This window comes from Rickettsia endosymbiont of Rhinocyllus conicus (assembly GCF_964026465.1).
Classification (GTDB): Bacteria; Pseudomonadota; Alphaproteobacteria; order Rickettsiales; family Rickettsiaceae; genus Rickettsia.
Genome location: NZ_OZ032155.1, coordinates 1,249,363 through 1,266,130 on the forward strand (window position 1 = coordinate 1,249,363; position 16,768 = coordinate 1,266,130).

Genomic DNA, 16,768 nt, shown 5'->3' on the forward strand with positions numbered 1-16,768 from the left:
ATATTGATTAAAAGCAATGGATCAAGAGTTCAATAAGCAGGAAGAATTACAAAGTACAGTAGAGGATCATAAATTACCATCTACATTTAGTAAAAGATTATCAGAACTCATAGAGATAATTAAAAACAGACCATTAGTAACTTTAGCTTGCATAGGCGTGATAATGGTTTTGGTATTTTATGGATTGTCAGAAAGTGAGGTAAAAACTTCTAGGGCTCTACAAGAAGATAGACAATCAAGGGAAATATCCGGAATAGAAAAGGCCATAGATCCAAGGGCAAAATGGACTGCAGAAATATTAAATGAAGTTAAAAACATGCAGAATCATTTGGAAAAGCTAATAGAGAATAAATATTTAGAAACTAAAACTAAAATTGATGATTTTAGTCAAAAGTTAGAATCATTAGAGAAGCCTCATGAAGAAACTATATTATATGATGGCAATGATTTTAATAATAATCAAAAAATAGAAGATTTACTAGATAATAACCTTGAGCAAAGCATTGTTGCTGCTCCTACTGCTCCAGTAAAAAGATTACTTGGTTATGTAAAAAGAGCTGACTTAAGGATAAAAAAAGACGTTAAAGATTATATTACTACCGGCAGCTTTGCAAGAGGGGTGCTGCTTACCGGAGTGGTGGTTGGAACCGGCACTAATCATGCAGCTTCACCTGAGCCAATAATGATAAGGCTTGTTGATACAGCTATTTTTTCTAAAGGATATAAAACGGAGCAAATCAAAGAAGCAATTTTAATTGGTTCTTGCACTGGGGATATTTCATCAGAGCGGGCTAAATGCCGGTTAGAGACGGTATCTTTATTAAATCGTAACGGCAAGATAATTGAAAAACCGGTAGAAGGCTGGTTAATAGGAGAAGATGGTAGACCCGGCATTAAAGGGATAGTTGTTGATAGATCATCAGATGTCGCAAGGATGGCGGTACTTAACGGCATACTTGGCGGGATAGCACAATTTTTTCAGAACCAGTCAACAAATAGCATATTTCCGGTGTCACCGATTACCGGTCAGCAAAATTCCTTAAAAGCTCAGGATTCTCTTAAAGCTGGTGTTTATGCCGGTACCGGTAATGCTTTAGAAAAACTTGCTGATTTTGCAATTAAACGGGCAGAAAGTATGAGTCCGGTAATTGTTGTAGCTTCAGGTAGAGTAATAGATGTAGTATTTAGAAAAGGTTTTGATTTAAGAGAGAATAAAGAGGCTGCTAAAGTAGATAGAGTACTACCGCCAACTACTACTGATTATTCGCAAAAGGCAGCAAATTATAGTAATTATCAAAATTATACCGGTAATAAAGTAACAAGTTTTACTAAGGCAAAAACTAAATTGCAAGAACGTTTTATTAAGGATAATGGGACTGATGAAATGACAGATATTGATTTGCAATCAGAACAACAATATCCGGGTAATTTTTAATGAATAATATAGTAATTAATCTGCTGTTGTTATTAATGTTAAGCTTTAGCGTTGCTAGTTGTAAATTGATGCCATATAGAAGCGATTTTGATTGCCCGCTGCCCCAAGGACTAAAATGTAAATCATTATATGAAGTAAATAAAATGGCTGATTTTGATATGTTTAATCCAAATAATAATAATGATAAGCCTAATTTTAAATCGAGATGCTTTGCTAGATGCTCTGGAAGGTATAATAATGACATCAGGAATTGATAAAGATTTTGCTCGGGAAAGACTATCTAAACATTTTGTTTATGAATCATATGATGAGGAGAGTAGCTTGTTTTTTAATAGGGCTTCAGTAGGATTTGTCCTGCTTGGCTGGCCGCTGGTTGGAACAAGCTTGCAAGCTCAAGGAGAGATAGCTGAATTTTTAAAAAGTGATGAGAATTTACCGGCAGGCAGTAGTTTTCAAATATTGATGATTGGCTCTGATCATATAAGAGAATATCTAGATAACTGGCAATTACATAGAAAGGGCAGCATCTTTGCTGAGCTTAGCAGTAGAAGAACAAAATTTTTAGAGCAAAAAGCAAAGGAAGAGGGAAATATCAAAGATGTCGTTTTATTAATTTCAGTAACTATTCCGACGCTGACGATTGATATTAATGAGATGATACGAAGAAGAGAAGTATTGCAAGATACATTTAAATCAATTGGTCTTACTACTTATAATGTTGAGGCAACATTGCTATTAAAATTTGTCCGTTTAATATTTGGCTGGAGAGAAGAAGAGCATCCTGAAATTAACCCTTATGAAATATTATCTGAGCAGATTTTACCCGGTAATTTTTCTTTATATGAAAAGGAAGATTATGTAAGTCTTAATGATAATCAAATATTTATCGCTCTAGAGGCGGGAAAAAGACCTTCTGAGTGGAGTTTATCAGCCATGGATTTATTTTTAGGTAATGAGCTAAGACGTGATGAATATATTAGATCAAATTTTTTAATTCATTTTGGTTTGCAGATTATACCAAATCAGTTAGTGGCTAAAACATCTGCTATTACCAAAAGAGAAGCTTTAGAGAGAAATATTAATGCCGGGATGGAGAAATTCTTTCCTAATCTGCAGTACGAGGCACAAGATTTAGCAGGAGCAGTATCGTGCTTACAAAATGGTGATAGAGTAGTAAATATCCACTTAAATGTCATTATGTGGGATCAGAAGAATAAAGCCAAACAAGCAGCATCACAGTTTTGCTCACAGCTTCGTCGAAGTGGCTGGTATTTTGTCCCTTGTAAATATGATCATTTAGCGGTGGTACTTGCTAGTTTGCCGATGCAGTTAGTTGAAGCAGCACCAAATTCTTTAGTAGGTAAATTTAATAGATTCAATAACATATTTAATAAAAAGACTAGGGGAGTTGGCGTAGCATTATCAAATCTTGGTAGAGGCATAAGGACTATTGCTTCAGAAAGTAAGGTGTTACTGCCTATTATTGGTGAATGGAAAGGGGATTTAAGCTCTCCTGGCATGCTGCTTACCGGTAGAAGAGGACAGATAATGTATTGGTCGCCCTTTGGTTCAGCATTAATTGGTTCAAATTTATATAGCACAGCTGCAGCTCCCAATGAAAATTTTAATCTTTGTATAGCAGGAGTACCAGGATCCGGTAAATCAGTATTTATGCAAGAACTAATGCTATCAGTCTTAGGCACTGGCGGCAAAGTATTTGTTCTTGATTATGGTAGATCATTTAAAAGAACCTGTTTGCTACTGGGCGGTAATTATATTGAATTTGATGTAAAAAATCCGATATCAATTAATCCATTCTCAGAAATTCCAGCAGGCGGCAGCGAAGACTCAATTGAAGCACAAGCAGATTTTCTAGCAAGTTTTCCATCGATTCTAGCAACCATGGCAGCTCCTCAGTATGGAACTAATGATTTGCAGCAACCAATGCTGCAAAAAGCCTTAATAGCTGTGTGGCAAGCAAAAGGAGCAAGAGCTGAGATCACTGACATAGCAGATTGGTTGCTTAAAAGAGAAGAGTCTTACTCGCAAGAACTTGGTAATATGCTATTTCCATTTACCCGTGATGGGCAATATGGCAAGTTTTTTAGTGGTAAGGCAAAATTATCCTTAAGCTCAGATATAGTAGTAATTGAAACTGATCATCTTCGTAGTAGCCCGGCACTACTTGCAGTGATCGTGCAAATCATGATTGTGCATATTAACCAAGCAATGGTTAAAGGTGATAGGAAGCGTCCGTTTCTAATCATGATTGATGAAGCATGGAAATTACTATCCGGCAAGAGATCTGGAGAATTTATTGAAGAAGCCGGAAGAATAGCTAGAAAATACAACGGCTCAATAACCCTTGCTACTCAGCAATTAACTGATTACTTTAGGGAAGCAGGATCAGCTGCTGAAAAAGCTTTTGAGAATTCATCACATAAAGTTATTCTCAAGCAAAATCCTGAGAGCTTTAAAGCAATGAGAGCCAACCCCAAACTTGCAGGTTTTGTCGATGAGGACTGGAAGCTAAATTTACTGCAGTCTATTCATTCAAATCCACCGCATTATAGTGAAGCAGCGATTTATGGACCAAGTGTTAACGGAGTAGTAGCAAGGTTAATGTTAGATCCATTTACTCTGATGCTAACATCTACTAATGCTAGGGATTACCAAGCTATAGAGGATAGAATGATTCAAGGCTTAAATGCAACGGATGCAATTAATAGTATCATGGAAGAGCGAGGCTTGGCTTAAAGTGATTAGAAAATATGAGAAGGTATTTAGACATAAAAATTATTGCCATAAACTCCTTTGTTTTATTTATGATTATATTGAAGGTAAGTTATGTAAATGCACACAATAATAATTTAGACATAAGCATAGATAATAATTCTAAAATAGAAATTAAAGATTATGAAGTACAAGGTCATGTATTTCCAATTATTGAAGAGTCATTATTAGAGGTCATTATGGCGAGGCTCAAAATAGCAAAACAAAATGGCGTTTTAGAGAAAATGCAGGAAGAATTTAAAAATAAAGTAAAACAGAAAATCTCTAGACCAACTGCTATCTTAGCTTTAGCAAAAACAAGCATAAACCGAAATTGGCACTATGATCCGAGCTTTATACAAAAGACAGATATAAAAGATCAAGCGGGAAAGATCATAGTAAAAGCTGGCACAAGTGTCAATCCTTTAGAAAAAGTAAGCTGGGGAGAACCATTAATATTTATTGATGGAGATGATGAGCAGCAGGTTAAGTGGTCTAAATCACAAATAGGAAAATTAGTACTTACTAAAGGAAACCCTATAGAGCTTGGGCAAGAATTAAACAAGCAAATATTTTTTGATCAAGGTGGCGTTCTAACTACTCGTTTTAAGATAAAAGCTATTCCAGTTATAATAGAACAAGAAGGGATTTTATTAAAGATTAGTGAAATCAAGATTAATTGAAATATTATAGTATTTGAGTAAAAATTAAGGTGTGAATAACAACTGATCAAATCCGGAGGTAATCTATGAAGAAGTGGCAATTACCAGAAGCAAAGAAAAATTTAGAAAAGATAATCGAAAATGTATTACAAGGTAGGGTGCACGCAATAGTAAAGCCTAGTGGAGAAGTAGTGTATTTAATAGCAGGTGAGAAAAATAATATGATAGCAGAGCAAGCAAAGGTACAAGCAAATACAGATTTAATAACTTCTGAAATATACAAGTAATAATGAAGTTAATAATGTTTATTATAATTATTTTGCTTGGTAATTATAGTTATGCATCAATTGGCTGCGTAGGCAGGTTTGTAAATCCAATCACTGATGTTTGCTGGAAATGTTTATTTCCAATTACTATCGGAGGAGTAAAAATTGTGTCAAGTTCTATGGCTGATACTAATAACCCAAGGCAAATTGTTTGTTTTTGCCCTAAGCCTTCAATTCCGATGCCAGTGCCAGGAATTCCAATTGGATTCTGGGAGCCGGTAAGACTGGTGGATGTAACTAAATCTCCGATGTGTATGGTAAGCCTTGGAGGCATTAATCTTGGTACTAGCATGCAAAAAGGTGTTAAGGATGATATAGAGGGAAGTAGCTTTTATCATGTTCATTGGTATATTTATCCAGTGATTTACTGGCTTGAAATATTACTTGATTTTGCCTGTTTAGAGATGTCACAAGTAGATATCGCATATTTAACTGAATTTGATCCATTATGGGGAGATGATAACAAGGCTGCTATATTAAATCCTGAAAGTTTATTATTTGGCAATATTGCAGCTCAAAGTGCCTGCATAGCTGATTGTGTGAGCTGTAGTTCTGGTAACCTCTCAAATGATACGATGTTTTGGTGCGGGGGATGTCAAGGTTCTCTTTATCCCTTTACCGGTACAACTAGCTCTTATAATGGCGGAGTTGGAACTTCTGCATTAATAGTGGCTAAATTTATGGCTAAGTTACATAGGGAGTTGTTATTATGGGGATATATTGGGAGTAGCGGATTATGCGGTAAATATCCAATGCCAATAATCAAGAAGAGCCAATATAGACTGCAGATGACCTATCCTATACCAGAAGTTTATTCTTGTAAAAAAATTGGTGAGACTGAAACTACCTGGCAGGGTGCACGCGAATTCCCGGTTAAAGGTGAGGATTTTGGTTATTTGATTTGGAGGAAAAGAGCCTGCTGCCTCTGGGCGATGTGAGGTTATATATATGATTGTTTAACTATGAAAATTGATTAAACCTGTTGTTCTACCAACAGTAGCCTACTGGTACATGCATTGAAGTAATTCTTTGTTTGAAGCTACCAGGACAATGTACTCGGCTTTTAAAGAGAATCTAAGCTGTGAGGTAAAGATTAAACTGCAAGCATCATGTGGTTAGAGGCTAGGCTTAGATGGTATGGTTAACATATGTGAACTACTGATAAATGTCGTTACAGTCGTAAGGAGCTAAAGATGCTGATAAGCTCTGTCCAAAAGGATAAGTGATCTGGTTATTGTGCTATAGGCTCACGATACGTAGACTTTATGATCACCGGCAGAAAGGTAGAACCTAACCTATCTATGTCATATATATAGAACACAGTAAGCCTGTATTTCTTCCTGGACTGGGAAAGTAAGCTGTAAGGTAAGCTGATAGGGATGCAGGTAGAGGAGAGACGGAGAAAGCGAAGGCTGTTTTGTAATGAGGCAGATAAGGGTTGTAACATTACCCTACGCGAAAGCGGGCAGACTTCCGTTATGGTCTCTTATTACGAGAGAATTTGATGAAACTTTTAAAGGAGAAAAGCAAATGGTGGTTACAAATCAAATTGTAGCTAGTGCATCTACTGACAGCAATGTGAGTTGGCACAGTATTAACTGGAGTCGATGTAACAGAGTTATTAGAAGTCATCAGATGCGTATCGTAAAAGCAATACAGGAAGGTAGATGGGGTAAAGTTAAAGCTTTACAACGACTATTAACCCATTCTTTTAGCGGCAAAGCTCTTGCAGTTAGAAGAGTGACTGAGAATCGAGGAAAAAGAACTGCGGGTGTAGATCAAGAAATTTGGCATACACCTGATCTTAAATCTCAGACAATAATAAACTTGAGGCAACATGGTTATAATCCATCCCCTCTTAGAAGGATTTATATACCAAAGGTGAATGGTAAGAGACCACTTGGTATACCTACTATGAAAGATAGAGCTATGCAAGCTCTTTATAAGCTAGCATTAGAACCAGTTGCAGAAACAACAGCAGATAGACATTCGTATGGGTTTAGAGCAGAAAGATCAGCTGCAGATGCCATAGAACAGTGTTATATAGTCCTTTCTAGGAAATGTGCTGCTCAATGGATACTGGAAGCTGATATTGAAGGATGTTATGATAATATTAGTCATCAATGGCTTCTAGATAATATTCCAATGGATAAAACCATATTAAGAAAATGGCTAAAAGCTGGATATATGGAAGCTGGTAATATCTACCCTACTGAATCTGGCACTCCGCAAGGTGGCATCGCTTCAGCATTACTTGCGAATATGACTCTAAGTGGATTGGGTAAGTTACTAGCTGAAAAGTTTCCGATGAAAATATCCTCAAGAAAACCGGCTCATAAGATCAACTATATTATCTATGCTGATGATTTTATTATCACAGGTCGATCCAAGGAACAATTAGAGAATCTTGTTTTACCTATTGTAGAGCAATTCTTGCAAGAGCGAGGATTGAAGCTATCTAGTACTAAAACCAAAATTACTCATATTGATCAAGGCTTTGATTTCTTAGGACAGAATGTACGGAAATATAATGGCAAGTTTCTTATCAAGCCATCTAAAAACAACTTACAAAATGTCATAAGAAAGATAAGGAAAATTGCTAAAGATAATAAGATGATCAAACAAGTTTTATTGATAACTATGCTCAACCCTATTATCAGGGGTTGGACTTTATATCATAGACATATAGTTGCTACAGAGAGTTTCAGTAAATTAAGGCACGAGATATTTAAGATTGTGTGGCGATGGTCTAAACGTCGGCATCCAAATAAGAGTAGTAACTGGGTTAAGAATAAGTATTTTAAGTTTATAAGAGGTGATGCTTGGAGATTTGCTTGTATAGCTGACAAGCCAAAATTAGGGGAAGAACCAATTACTTATAAGCTTATTGACCCAGCTAAACTGCCTATTAAGCGACATGTAAAGATTTTGTCCGAAGCTAATCCATATGATAAGAAATGGGATGATTATTTTGAAAAAAGATTAAAACATAAAATGTATGAATCTTTATCAGATAACAGAAAATTATTAAATCTATGGAATAAGCAAAAAGGTAAGTGTCCGAATTGCACGCAAATCATCACATTAGAAACAGATTGGGATATACATCATGTTATCCCAAAATCAAAAGGTGGTGATAATAGGAGCTCAAATTTGATGATGCTACACATCAATTGCCATAAACAGATCCATAATCGGAGATTCAATGTTGAAGCTGGTTCTAAATAAATTGGGCTTTAAGAGGCTTGGTAGGGTCGAGCAATGGCGCGGTAAGTCAGTAGCTCCCGTTTCCATCACCCGCCTCGTCAAACGTAACGTACAGATTTCCCGTATTACGCTTTCCTGATAACTTCTTATCATTGCCTATGACCTATCCGCTGTTATTGCTTTCAAAGGTCTGTAATATCGAATTTGGTAATCGTTATATAACCCCATCTTCTCATACAAATCTCTCCTACTCCACCTTTCCCAGCCGAAGCCTTTCAATCCTCGTGATTTCATTAAATGGCGTCTTACTTTCTTCTCTACCCAGTCTCTTACATATCCAAAACAACGGCTAGAGTTACCAATCCTAAAGTAGTTTATCCAACCTCGTAATATCGGGTTGATAAGGTATGTTATTCTATCAACTGGTTGCGATATAAACTTGCGGAATATCTCTTTTAGTTTTGCTAGCAGGGCAGTTCGCGCTCTCATTCTAGGCGTCTTCTGGATTCCAATTTTACCTTGCTTAGTTTTCGCTCGTCTAAAATCAAATCCCAAAAAGCTAAATGTTTCACCATTCTTTAGATCAACTGTCTTTATCTTCTCTTCGTTTAGTTCAACCTTTATTTTCAACAATTCTTGTCTTAGCCTTATATTGATTGCTCTCTCTAACCACTGCCATTTTCTATAGCCATCAATTATTAACCCACCAATTAAATACCTGACTTAAGAGGCATATTTAACATCATCGGCTTGGAACAATTTTTGTATATGTTTAGGATTGTTCTGTAAGCAACGTAAATAAGATTTAAGATTGTATTTTAACTCATCTTTTGTAAGAGGTATATGTTTTCTATTTACATTTCTTTTTAAGTCATTATTTAAGTATTCATCTGGATTATGTTGTGGAGTATAAGGAGGCAAAAAAAACAAAGAAATTTTATCTTTATGCTTATTTGTCCAGCTGTATACTTTTTTACTATGATGTACTTTTAAATTGTCTAATATTAAAAAGATCTTCCTTCTTGCAGATTTCACTAATCTTCTTAGAAATTCTATAAATATATCTGTTTTTAGTGTATCTTCATATAACATGAACCTTAGTTTACCATTGTTCGTAACAGTTGATATCATATTTATAGTAAATCGTTTTGATTTATGAATAACTACGGGTGTTTTGCCTTTTAAAGAATAGCTCTGTAACACCTGACATTCTGATTTTATACCCACTTCATCACACCAGTGTATTTCAGCTTGTTCCATTTGTGCTTGTTTTACTATTGCGGGATATTCTTCATCTAGCCATACTTGAACTTGTTTTGGCTGTTGCTCATAAGCTAATTTCTTTGGTTTTTGTGCAGTATTGTCATTGTCAAATAAAAAGGGACCACTAAATTACGTAAAAAAGGGACCACTTTATTTAAAATTTTTTATGTCATATTACCTCCAGATTTATAGTTATTAATACGATAACTTTTACCTGTGATGTTTAGTATATGTGCATGATGTACTACTCGATCAATAATTGCATGAGTTAATAACTCATCAGCAAATATTTCATTCCATCTTTCAAAATCCTTGTTTGTGGTGATAATGGTAGATTTATTTTCATATCGTTTAGCAATAATATTAAAAAAATCATCTACTGAATGTTTTGGTAATTGCTTAAAACCTAACTCATCAAGAATTAATAAGTCAAATGATAAGAGTAATTTAACTTTTTTGTGATAGCTATTATCTGCTCTTGCAATATGTAAATTATAAAGCATATCCGATACCGTAGTAAAATATACAGAGTATTCTCGTGTTAAAGCTTTTAATGCTAATCCAATAGCAAGATGAGTTTTGCCAGTTCCAGAATTACCTATGAATATGACATTGCCCTTAGTATTAATATAATCACAAGTAGATAAATCACTTATTACTTTGGTATCAATACTTGGTTGGAACTGAAAATCAAAGTCTTCTAAATTTTTAGTTACCGGTAATTTAGCAGCATTTTTACGACGACGGTAATTATTATCCTTACGGTGAGATTTTTCATCTTCACATAATAGTGAGAGAAATTCTTTAAATCCTAGTTTATTATTTTGAGCATAAATAATCCTTTCATTTAAGCTATTGACTATACCTGATAATCTAAAACTACGTAGGTCATTAAGCAAGTTCTGCATTCTGACCTCCAAACTCTGGCAATGGTAAGTTTACTGCATTACTATTTAAGATATTCTTAATTTTAGAGTAAGAACTTATACCGTAATGTAATGCTCTATGACAGGCTTTATCTATTAACTCATCATTGTAAACCTTACGTAAAGAAATAATACCTCTGGCACAACGTTGCCAATCATTTACTCGTGTTTGTTGTAATAACTCTAATAATAAACTGCAATTATTGCCTATCTGCTGCATTTGTTGTTGATAATGTTCGCTATATTCTATAAAACCTGGGCATAGACGTTTATATTTGGCATAATGAGACGGATTAGTGGTAAATATTCCTTTGCCATCTACTCTAACGTGCCTTGCTATTAAATCATTTTGTATAGAAAATATTTGAACAAGGTTTGGTGATAATTGTACCAATACTTCACTGTATATATATTTTGCTGGTACGGAATAATAATTATTATCTATGGTGATATGACAATCTTTTGCTACTTTTCGATTATGCCACGATGATAAATCAAACGTTTCTAATGGTAAGGGCATTAAATTATTACTTTCTTCTTGCTCAAATAGTTCCTGAGGAATTTTTTTAGTAGTACCATGTATTCGGTTATTTGCTTTATTTAACCAGTTTGCAAGATCGTGTATTAATTCTTCATATCTATGAAATTTACGTCCAGCAAAAAAATTATTTTTGACATACTTTATGCCTGATTCTACTTTGCCTTTTTCTTGAGGTTGATATATACGACAAGGAGAAAGTAAAATCCCATAATGATCAGCTAAACGTTTGTATTCCTTCTGATATACAGGCTCATAGAAATTGCTATCTACCACCCCAGCTTTAAGATTATCAAGTTTTATTACTTTTGGACTACCAGCAAAATAATTAAATGCATTGATATGACATTGTATCCATGTTTTACAACTTTGATCAAACACTACTTCATAATAATCAAGGCGACTATAGCTTAAACGCATATTAAACACATATGCTTTAACTCTACGCCCTTGGGCATTATACTGTAAGCCTATGTCACCAAAATCTACTTGTGCTTCCTCTCCTGCTAAAGTATGAAAACGAATGCAACTGTTATTCTGAATCTTATATTTTTTGATATAACGGGTTAGCGAACCATAACTTTTTGTATAACCTTGAATTTTTAACTCTTCAAAAATTCTTATGTAACTTAGATTCTTTTCTAATAACTCAATTATTTGTTCGTGCCAAGAATCCAGTGCTGAAGATCGTTCATAGGGTGCAGGATATTCTGTACCAGACTCTACGTAACGATTTATTATTTTTCTTACTGTTTTACGGTCTATCCTTGTTAGTTTGGCAATATTTCTTTGACTGTTGCCTTGCTTATAAAGGGTGATAATTGTTGTGTACATATTTATTCTTATCATTGTATCACTAGATATTTATTTTAATTAATTATCTAGTGAATATTGCACATTATAACCTTATTAGGTTACACCAAATTCTCTGGTCCCTTTTTCGTGCAATTTAGTGGTCCCCTTTACTTTAGCAATGACACAGTATATCCCCATCTTCTTAAATATTCTCCAATCGTACTTAATGGCAAAAAGAAACCACAGCATTTTTTAATCAGGGCATTAATAGCTTTTCTTGACCATAGTGCAGATTTGATATTGTGATCTTCTGGTCTAGAGTGATTTATATAATCTTGTATTTTTTTACCCAGCATTTCATTTATTATTCTTTTCTCTCCTGTCTTTCTTCCTCTAGACTTGCCAGTTATTGCATATTTATCACCTCTTCTTCTTTTGTTAACCCAGTTACTAATAGTCTGACGTGTTACTCCTATAAGATTTGATACATCTGATTGTTTTTCTCCTTTATCAATTGCTCTTAATGCAACTTTTCTTAAAGCTGCTTGTGCACTCGTTGATAATGTCCTAAAATCTTCTTTTTTTAGCATTATTTCATTCTAACATTATATTTTAGTATTTGCAACTATTATGTCAGGTATTTAATTGGTGGGTTAATAGTATGATCAGATCATCAGCCCATCTAACGTACTCTATATGGTCATAGCCATCTCTTAGCTTACTCACTTCCTTTGCTCTTTCTAGCATTTTATCTACTTCATTTAAGTAAATATTGCTTAAATGCGGTGATAGTGGCCCGCCTTGAGATATGCCTCTTTTTCCACCTGCTTTGACTATCAATTTTAGTAGCTTCATAACATCTTTGTCATTTACACGCTCTGCTATCTTGTTAAATAGCTCAAGGTGAGCAATCGTGTCAAAGTAAGAGCGTAAATCTACATCTATTACTCTTGTCTTCTCCTTAATTGCTGCTACTGTAACTTTTTCTATAGCCGCAGCTGCAGTCCGTTTAGGGCGATATCCATATGATCCAGGTTGGAAGTCAGCTTCAAATATTGGTTCTAAAATGAGCTTTAGTGCTCCTTCTACCACTCTATCTTTGATAGTTGGTATGGATAACTTCCTCACTTTATTCCCATTATCTTTAGGAATTACCTTGACCCTTTTCCTTTCAGGATAATAGGTTCTGGCTTGTAATTCTGTTTGTATGTTTTCTAGAAATTGTTCAACCCCCGCTAACTCTATCATTTCAAAGGTAACACCATCTATTCCAGGTGCCCCCTTATTATGCTTAGCTAGCTTGTAGGCTTCTCTTAGTGTTTCTATCTTACATACATGAACATATAATCCCCAAAATCGCCATTGCTTTTCAGCTTTAGCTTTGATGTATATTTTCCTTCTCAGGTCTTGTAATTCTATAGACGTTTTTATCATTCGTCTTTCACCTCCCTTGTTGTTTGTCATTGCTAAAGTAAAGGGGACCACTAAATTGCACGAAAAAGGGACCAGAGAATTTGGTGTAACCTAATAAGGTTATAATGTGCAATATTCACTAGATAATTAATTAAAATAAATATCTAGTGATACAATGATAAGAATAAATATGTACACAACAATTATCACCCTTTATAAGCAAGGCAACAGTCAAAGAAATATTGCCAAACTAACAAGGATAGACCGTAAAACAGTAAGAAAAATAATAAATCGTTACGTAGAGTCTGGTACAGAATATCCTGCACCCTATGAACGATCTTCAGCACTGGATTCTTGGCACGAACAAATAATTGAGTTATTAGAAAAGAATCTAAGTTACATAAGAATTTTTGAAGAGTTAAAAATTCAAGGTTATACAAAAAGTTATGGTTCGCTAACCCGTTATATCAAAAAATATAAGATTCAGAATAACAGTTGCATTCGTTTTCATACTTTAGCAGGAGAGGAAGCACAAGTAGATTTTGGTGACATAGGCTTACAGTATAATGCCCAAGGGCGTAGAGTTAAAGCATATGTGTTTAATATGCGTTTAAGCTATAGTCGCCTTGATTATTATGAAGTAGTGTTTGATCAAAGTTGTAAAACATGGATACAATGTCATATCAATGCATTTAATTATTTTGCTGGTAGTCCAAAAGTAATAAAACTTGATAATCTTAAAGCTGGGGTGGTAGATAGCAATTTCTATGAGCCTGTATATCAGAAGGAATACAAACGTTTAGCTGATCATTATGGGATTTTACTTTCTCCTTGTCGTATATATCAACCTCAAGAAAAAGGCAAAGTAGAATCAGGCATAAAGTATGTCAAAAATAATTTTTTTGCTGGACGTAAATTTCATAGATATGAAGAATTAATACACGATCTTGCAAACTGGTTAAATAAAGCAAATAACCGAATACATGGTACTACTAAAAAAATTCCTCAGGAACTATTTGAGCAAGAAGAAAGTAATAATTTAATGCCCTTACCATTAGAAACGTTTGATTTATCATCGTGGCATAATCGAAAAGTAGCAAAAGATTGTCATATCACCATAGATAATAATTATTATTCCGTACCAGCAAAATATATATACAGTGAAGTATTGGTACAATTATCACCAAACCTTGTTCAAATATTTTCTATACAAAATGATTTAATAGCAAGGCACGTTAGAGTAGATGGCAAAGGAATATTTACCACTAATCCGTCTCATTATGCCAAATATAAACGTCTATGCCCAGGTTTTATAGAATATAGCGAACATTATCAACAACAAATGCAGCAGATAGGCAATAATTGCAGTTTATTATTAGAGTTATTACAACAAACACGAGTAAATGATTGGCAACGTTGTGCCAGAGGTATTATTTCTTTACGTAAGGTTTACAATGATGAGTTAATAGATAAAGCCTGTCATAGAGCATTACATTACGGTATAAGTTCTTACTCTAAAATTAAGAATATCTTAAATAGTAATGCAGTAAACTTACCATTGCCAGAGTTTGGAGGTCAGAATGCAGAACTTGCTTAATGACCTACGTAGTTTTAGATTATCAGGTATAGTCAATAGCTTAAATGAAAGGATTATTTATGCTCAAAATAATAAACTAGGATTTAAAGAATTTCTCTCACTATTATGTGAAGATGAAAAATCTCACCGTAAGGATAATAATTACCGTCGTCGTAAAAATGCTGCTAAATTACCGGTAACTAAAAATTTAGAAGACTTTGATTTTCAGTTCCAACCAAGTATTGATACCAAAGTAATAAGTGATTTATCTACTTGTGATTATATTAATACTAAGGGCAATGTCATATTCATAGGTAATTCTGGAACTGGCAAAACTCATCTTGCTATTGGATTAGCATTAAAAGCTTTAACACGAGAATACTCTGTATATTTTACTACGGTATCGGATATGCTTTATAATTTACATATTGCAAGAGCAGATAATAGCTATCACAAAAAAGTTAAATTACTCTTATCATTTGACTTATTAATTCTTGATGAGTTAGGTTTTAAGCAATTACCAAAACATTCAGTAGATGATTTTTTTAATATTATTGCTAAACGATATGAAAATAAATCTACCATTATCACCACAAACAAGGATTTTGAAAGATGGAATGAAATATTTGCTGATGAGTTATTAACTCATGCAATTATTGATCGAGTAGTACATCATGCACATATACTAAACATCACAGGTAAAAGTTATCGTATTAATAACTATAAATCTGGAGGTAATATGACATAAAAAATTTTAAATAAAGTGGTCCCTTTTTTACGTAATTTAGTGGTCCCTTTTTATTTGACAATGACAGTTGTTGGAATAATGTTATCAGTAGGGTGTCTTCGCTCCACAGGCATTACTCTGCTTCATTGCTAATACACACCCATCCGCCATCCTCTCATCTTCAATTCATTTCCTAGTTTTGCTAGTTATAGAATTTACCTTGCTCCAAGAGCTTTCTTCCTGGGATGAGTAGGACTTCTCCAGTCACTTAATATGTCCTTATTATCATGCTGCCACTCCCACCCCGCCGAAGTGTCCAATTGTATCAGTTAGTTTTCAATTGAACATATTGCCTTCACTCTACGGTCGCTAGTTCGGCCTTCGGGGCTTCGCACTTTCGGGGCCACCTATGTGTTCGCTCTCGCTGCGGCCTGATAATTCGCTCTTACCCTATAGGTAAGTTTGTCGATAGGTTCCAACATCTTGATTTCTCGCCATGCTGCTATCCTAGCTATAGATCTCTAACTTTTAATCTAGTAGGGTTACCTCCTACTGAACATACCAGTTTCTCTGGACACACAGCCGTATGATGCGAAAGTATCCTGTACGGTTCTTAGGGGATGGAAGAAAGGTAACTTTCTTTCATTACCCGACTTTAAGGCTATAATGATATGACAAGATACAGAAAAATATGCAATTTAACCTAAAAACAATAATTTTAACTAGTTTACTAATTTTAGGTAGCACAAATGCTTTGGCAGAACAAGAAAAATTATTACAGAAGATAATACAGCCTAAAACATATAATCAAATCTACATTTTTATCTCATTTTCAATGCCTGATGCAGCATTAAAGAGTTATTATGTTGAAGCAGAACGAGCAGGAGCAAAACTTGTAATGCGAGGTCTAAAAAATAATTCTTTTGTCGAGACTAAAGCAAAAGCCGATGAAATTGGTATTAGTTTTGATATTGATCCAAATCTATTTGAGAAATATCAAATTACTGCTGTACCAGCAATAATAGTGAATAGTGAAGACAAGGGAGTAAAAAGACTAACTGGTCACATGTCATTACATGATGCTTTAGAAATTATGAACAAAGAAAATTCATGAGGTTCACGTTTTTA

At 34.5% G+C, this 16,768-nt stretch carries 14 protein-coding genes and 1 pseudogene; 9 read left to right on the forward strand and 6 right to left on the reverse strand.

Annotated elements, in window-relative coordinates:
* The first annotated feature begins 16 nt into the window (after nt 1–16).
* The 6 genes from AAGD54_RS06665 (at nt 17) to ltrA (ending at nt 8,423) form a co-directional block, all read left to right on the forward strand.
* Nucleotides 17–1,435 carry a TraB/VirB10 family protein gene (locus AAGD54_RS06665; RefSeq protein WP_341794438.1) on the forward strand — a complete coding sequence of 473 codons (1,419 nt, stop codon included), beginning with the start codon at nt 17–19 and terminating at the stop codon, nt 1,433–1,435.
* 237 nt (nt 1,436–1,672) lie between these two features.
* A complete protein-coding gene (locus tag AAGD54_RS06670) occupies nt 1,673–4,192 on the forward strand; it encodes a TraC family protein (RefSeq protein ID WP_341794439.1) in 2,520 nt (839 codons plus the stop codon).
* A 14-nt stretch (nt 4,193–4,206) separates the two neighbouring features.
* On the forward strand, nt 4,207–4,890 hold the full coding sequence (gene traW / locus AAGD54_RS06675) for a type-F conjugative transfer system protein TraW (protein ID WP_341794385.1): 684 nt from the start codon (nt 4,207–4,209) through the stop codon (nt 4,888–4,890).
* Between the two features lie 65 nt (nt 4,891–4,955).
* Nucleotides 4,956–5,156: a type II toxin-antitoxin system Phd/YefM family antitoxin gene (locus AAGD54_RS06680; RefSeq protein WP_341794386.1), complete on the forward strand. Its 201-nt coding sequence runs from the start codon at nt 4,956–4,958 to the stop codon at nt 5,154–5,156.
* Between the two features lie 2 nt (nt 5,157–5,158).
* A complete protein-coding gene (traU, locus tag AAGD54_RS06685) occupies nt 5,159–6,133 on the forward strand; it encodes a conjugal transfer pilus assembly protein TraU (RefSeq protein ID WP_341794387.1) in 975 nt (324 codons plus the stop codon).
* 592 nt (nt 6,134–6,725) lie between these two features.
* Nucleotides 6,726–8,423 carry a group II intron reverse transcriptase/maturase gene (gene ltrA, locus AAGD54_RS06690; protein ID WP_410526060.1) on the forward strand — a complete coding sequence of 566 codons (1,698 nt, stop codon included), beginning with the start codon at nt 6,726–6,728 and terminating at the stop codon, nt 8,421–8,423.
* Between the two features lie 135 nt (nt 8,424–8,558).
* Here the strand turns inward: ltrA and AAGD54_RS06695 are convergent, their stop codons facing one another.
* The 6 genes and pseudogenes from AAGD54_RS06695 to AAGD54_RS06720 all read right to left on the reverse strand — a co-directional run bounded on the left by AAGD54_RS06695 (nt 8,559) and on the right by AAGD54_RS06720 (nt 13,358).
* The gene (locus tag AAGD54_RS06695) at nt 8,559–9,035 is read right to left on the reverse strand and encodes a group II intron maturase-specific domain-containing protein (RefSeq protein WP_341794440.1); all 477 of its coding nucleotides are present in this window, start codon (nt 9,033–9,035) and stop codon (nt 8,559–8,561) included.
* A gap of 90 nt (nt 9,036–9,125) precedes the next feature.
* Nucleotides 9,126–9,701, reverse strand: a pseudogene (locus AAGD54_RS06700) (IS630 family transposase); the annotation flags it as partial.
* Nucleotides 9,702–9,829: 128 nt separating this feature from the next.
* Entirely contained in the window at nt 9,830–10,573 is a 744-nt protein-coding gene (gene istB, locus AAGD54_RS06705) for an IS21-like element helper ATPase IstB (RefSeq protein ID WP_341794290.1), read from the reverse strand.
* Nucleotides 10,557–11,963 carry an IS21 family transposase gene (gene istA, locus AAGD54_RS06710; protein ID WP_341794291.1) on the reverse strand — a complete coding sequence of 469 codons (1,407 nt, stop codon included), beginning with the start codon at nt 11,961–11,963 and terminating at the stop codon, nt 10,557–10,559. Before istA (AAGD54_RS06710) ends, istB (AAGD54_RS06705) begins: the two co-directional genes overlap by 17 nt.
* 128 nt (nt 11,964–12,091) lie before the next feature.
* On the reverse strand, nt 12,092–12,514 hold the full coding sequence (locus tag AAGD54_RS06715) for a helix-turn-helix domain-containing protein (protein ID WP_341794441.1): 423 nt from the start codon (nt 12,512–12,514) through the stop codon (nt 12,092–12,094).
* Nucleotides 12,515–12,557: 43 nt separating this feature from the next.
* Nucleotides 12,558–13,358 carry a reverse transcriptase domain-containing protein gene (locus AAGD54_RS06720; RefSeq protein WP_341794442.1) on the reverse strand — a complete coding sequence of 267 codons (801 nt, stop codon included), beginning with the start codon at nt 13,356–13,358 and terminating at the stop codon, nt 12,558–12,560.
* Between the two features lie 169 nt (nt 13,359–13,527).
* On the opposite strand from AAGD54_RS06720, the gene istA (AAGD54_RS06725) reads away from it, so the two are divergent.
* The 3 genes from istA (AAGD54_RS06725) to trbC all read left to right on the forward strand — a co-directional run bounded on the left by istA (AAGD54_RS06725) (nt 13,528) and on the right by trbC (nt 16,754).
* Nucleotides 13,528–14,934, forward strand: a complete 1,407-nt coding sequence (gene istA, locus AAGD54_RS06725; RefSeq protein ID WP_341794291.1) for an IS21 family transposase — start codon at nt 13,528–13,530, stop codon at nt 14,932–14,934.
* Complete coding sequence (istB, locus tag AAGD54_RS06730) at nt 14,918–15,661, forward strand: IS21-like element helper ATPase IstB (protein WP_341794290.1); 744 nt, start codon at nt 14,918–14,920, stop codon at nt 15,659–15,661. Before istA (AAGD54_RS06725) ends, istB (AAGD54_RS06730) begins: the two co-directional genes overlap by 17 nt.
* A 670-nt stretch (nt 15,662–16,331) precedes the next feature.
* A complete protein-coding gene (gene trbC / locus AAGD54_RS06735; protein ID WP_341794389.1) occupies nt 16,332–16,754 on the forward strand; it encodes a type-F conjugative transfer system pilin assembly protein TrbC in 423 nt (140 codons plus the stop codon).
* Nucleotides 16,755–16,768 lie beyond the last annotated feature (14 nt).

What these genes read in the sequence shown, in the direction of transcription:
- istA (WP_341794291.1), bottom strand. Translation starts at nt 11,963, where the DNA reads ATGTACACAACAATTATCACCCTTTATAAGCAAGGCAACAGTCAAAGA.
- traW (WP_341794385.1), top strand. Translation starts at nt 4,207, where the DNA reads ATGAGAAGGTATTTAGACATAAAAATTATTGCCATAAACTCCTTTGTT.
- AAGD54_RS06665 (WP_341794438.1), top strand. Translation starts at nt 17, where the DNA reads ATGGATCAAGAGTTCAATAAGCAGGAAGAATTACAAAGTACAGTAGAG.
- AAGD54_RS06670 (WP_341794439.1), top strand. Translation starts at nt 1,673, where the DNA reads ATGACATCAGGAATTGATAAAGATTTTGCTCGGGAAAGACTATCTAAA.
- istB (WP_341794290.1), bottom strand. Translation starts at nt 10,573, where the DNA reads ATGCAGAACTTGCTTAATGACCTACGTAGTTTTAGATTATCAGGTATA.
- trbC (WP_341794389.1), top strand. Translation starts at nt 16,332, where the DNA reads ATGCAATTTAACCTAAAAACAATAATTTTAACTAGTTTACTAATTTTA.
- AAGD54_RS06680 (WP_341794386.1), top strand. Translation starts at nt 4,956, where the DNA reads ATGAAGAAGTGGCAATTACCAGAAGCAAAGAAAAATTTAGAAAAGATA.
- istB (WP_341794290.1), top strand. Translation starts at nt 14,918, where the DNA reads ATGCAGAACTTGCTTAATGACCTACGTAGTTTTAGATTATCAGGTATA.
- traU (WP_341794387.1), top strand. Translation starts at nt 5,159, where the DNA reads ATGAAGTTAATAATGTTTATTATAATTATTTTGCTTGGTAATTATAGT.
- ltrA (WP_410526060.1), top strand. Translation starts at nt 6,726, where the DNA reads ATGGTGGTTACAAATCAAATTGTAGCTAGTGCATCTACTGACAGCAAT.
- istA (WP_341794291.1), top strand. Translation starts at nt 13,528, where the DNA reads ATGTACACAACAATTATCACCCTTTATAAGCAAGGCAACAGTCAAAGA.
- AAGD54_RS06715 (WP_341794441.1), bottom strand. Translation starts at nt 12,514, where the DNA reads ATGCTAAAAAAAGAAGATTTTAGGACATTATCAACGAGTGCACAAGCA.
- AAGD54_RS06720 (WP_341794442.1), bottom strand. Translation starts at nt 13,358, where the DNA reads ATGATAAAAACGTCTATAGAATTACAAGACCTGAGAAGGAAAATATAC.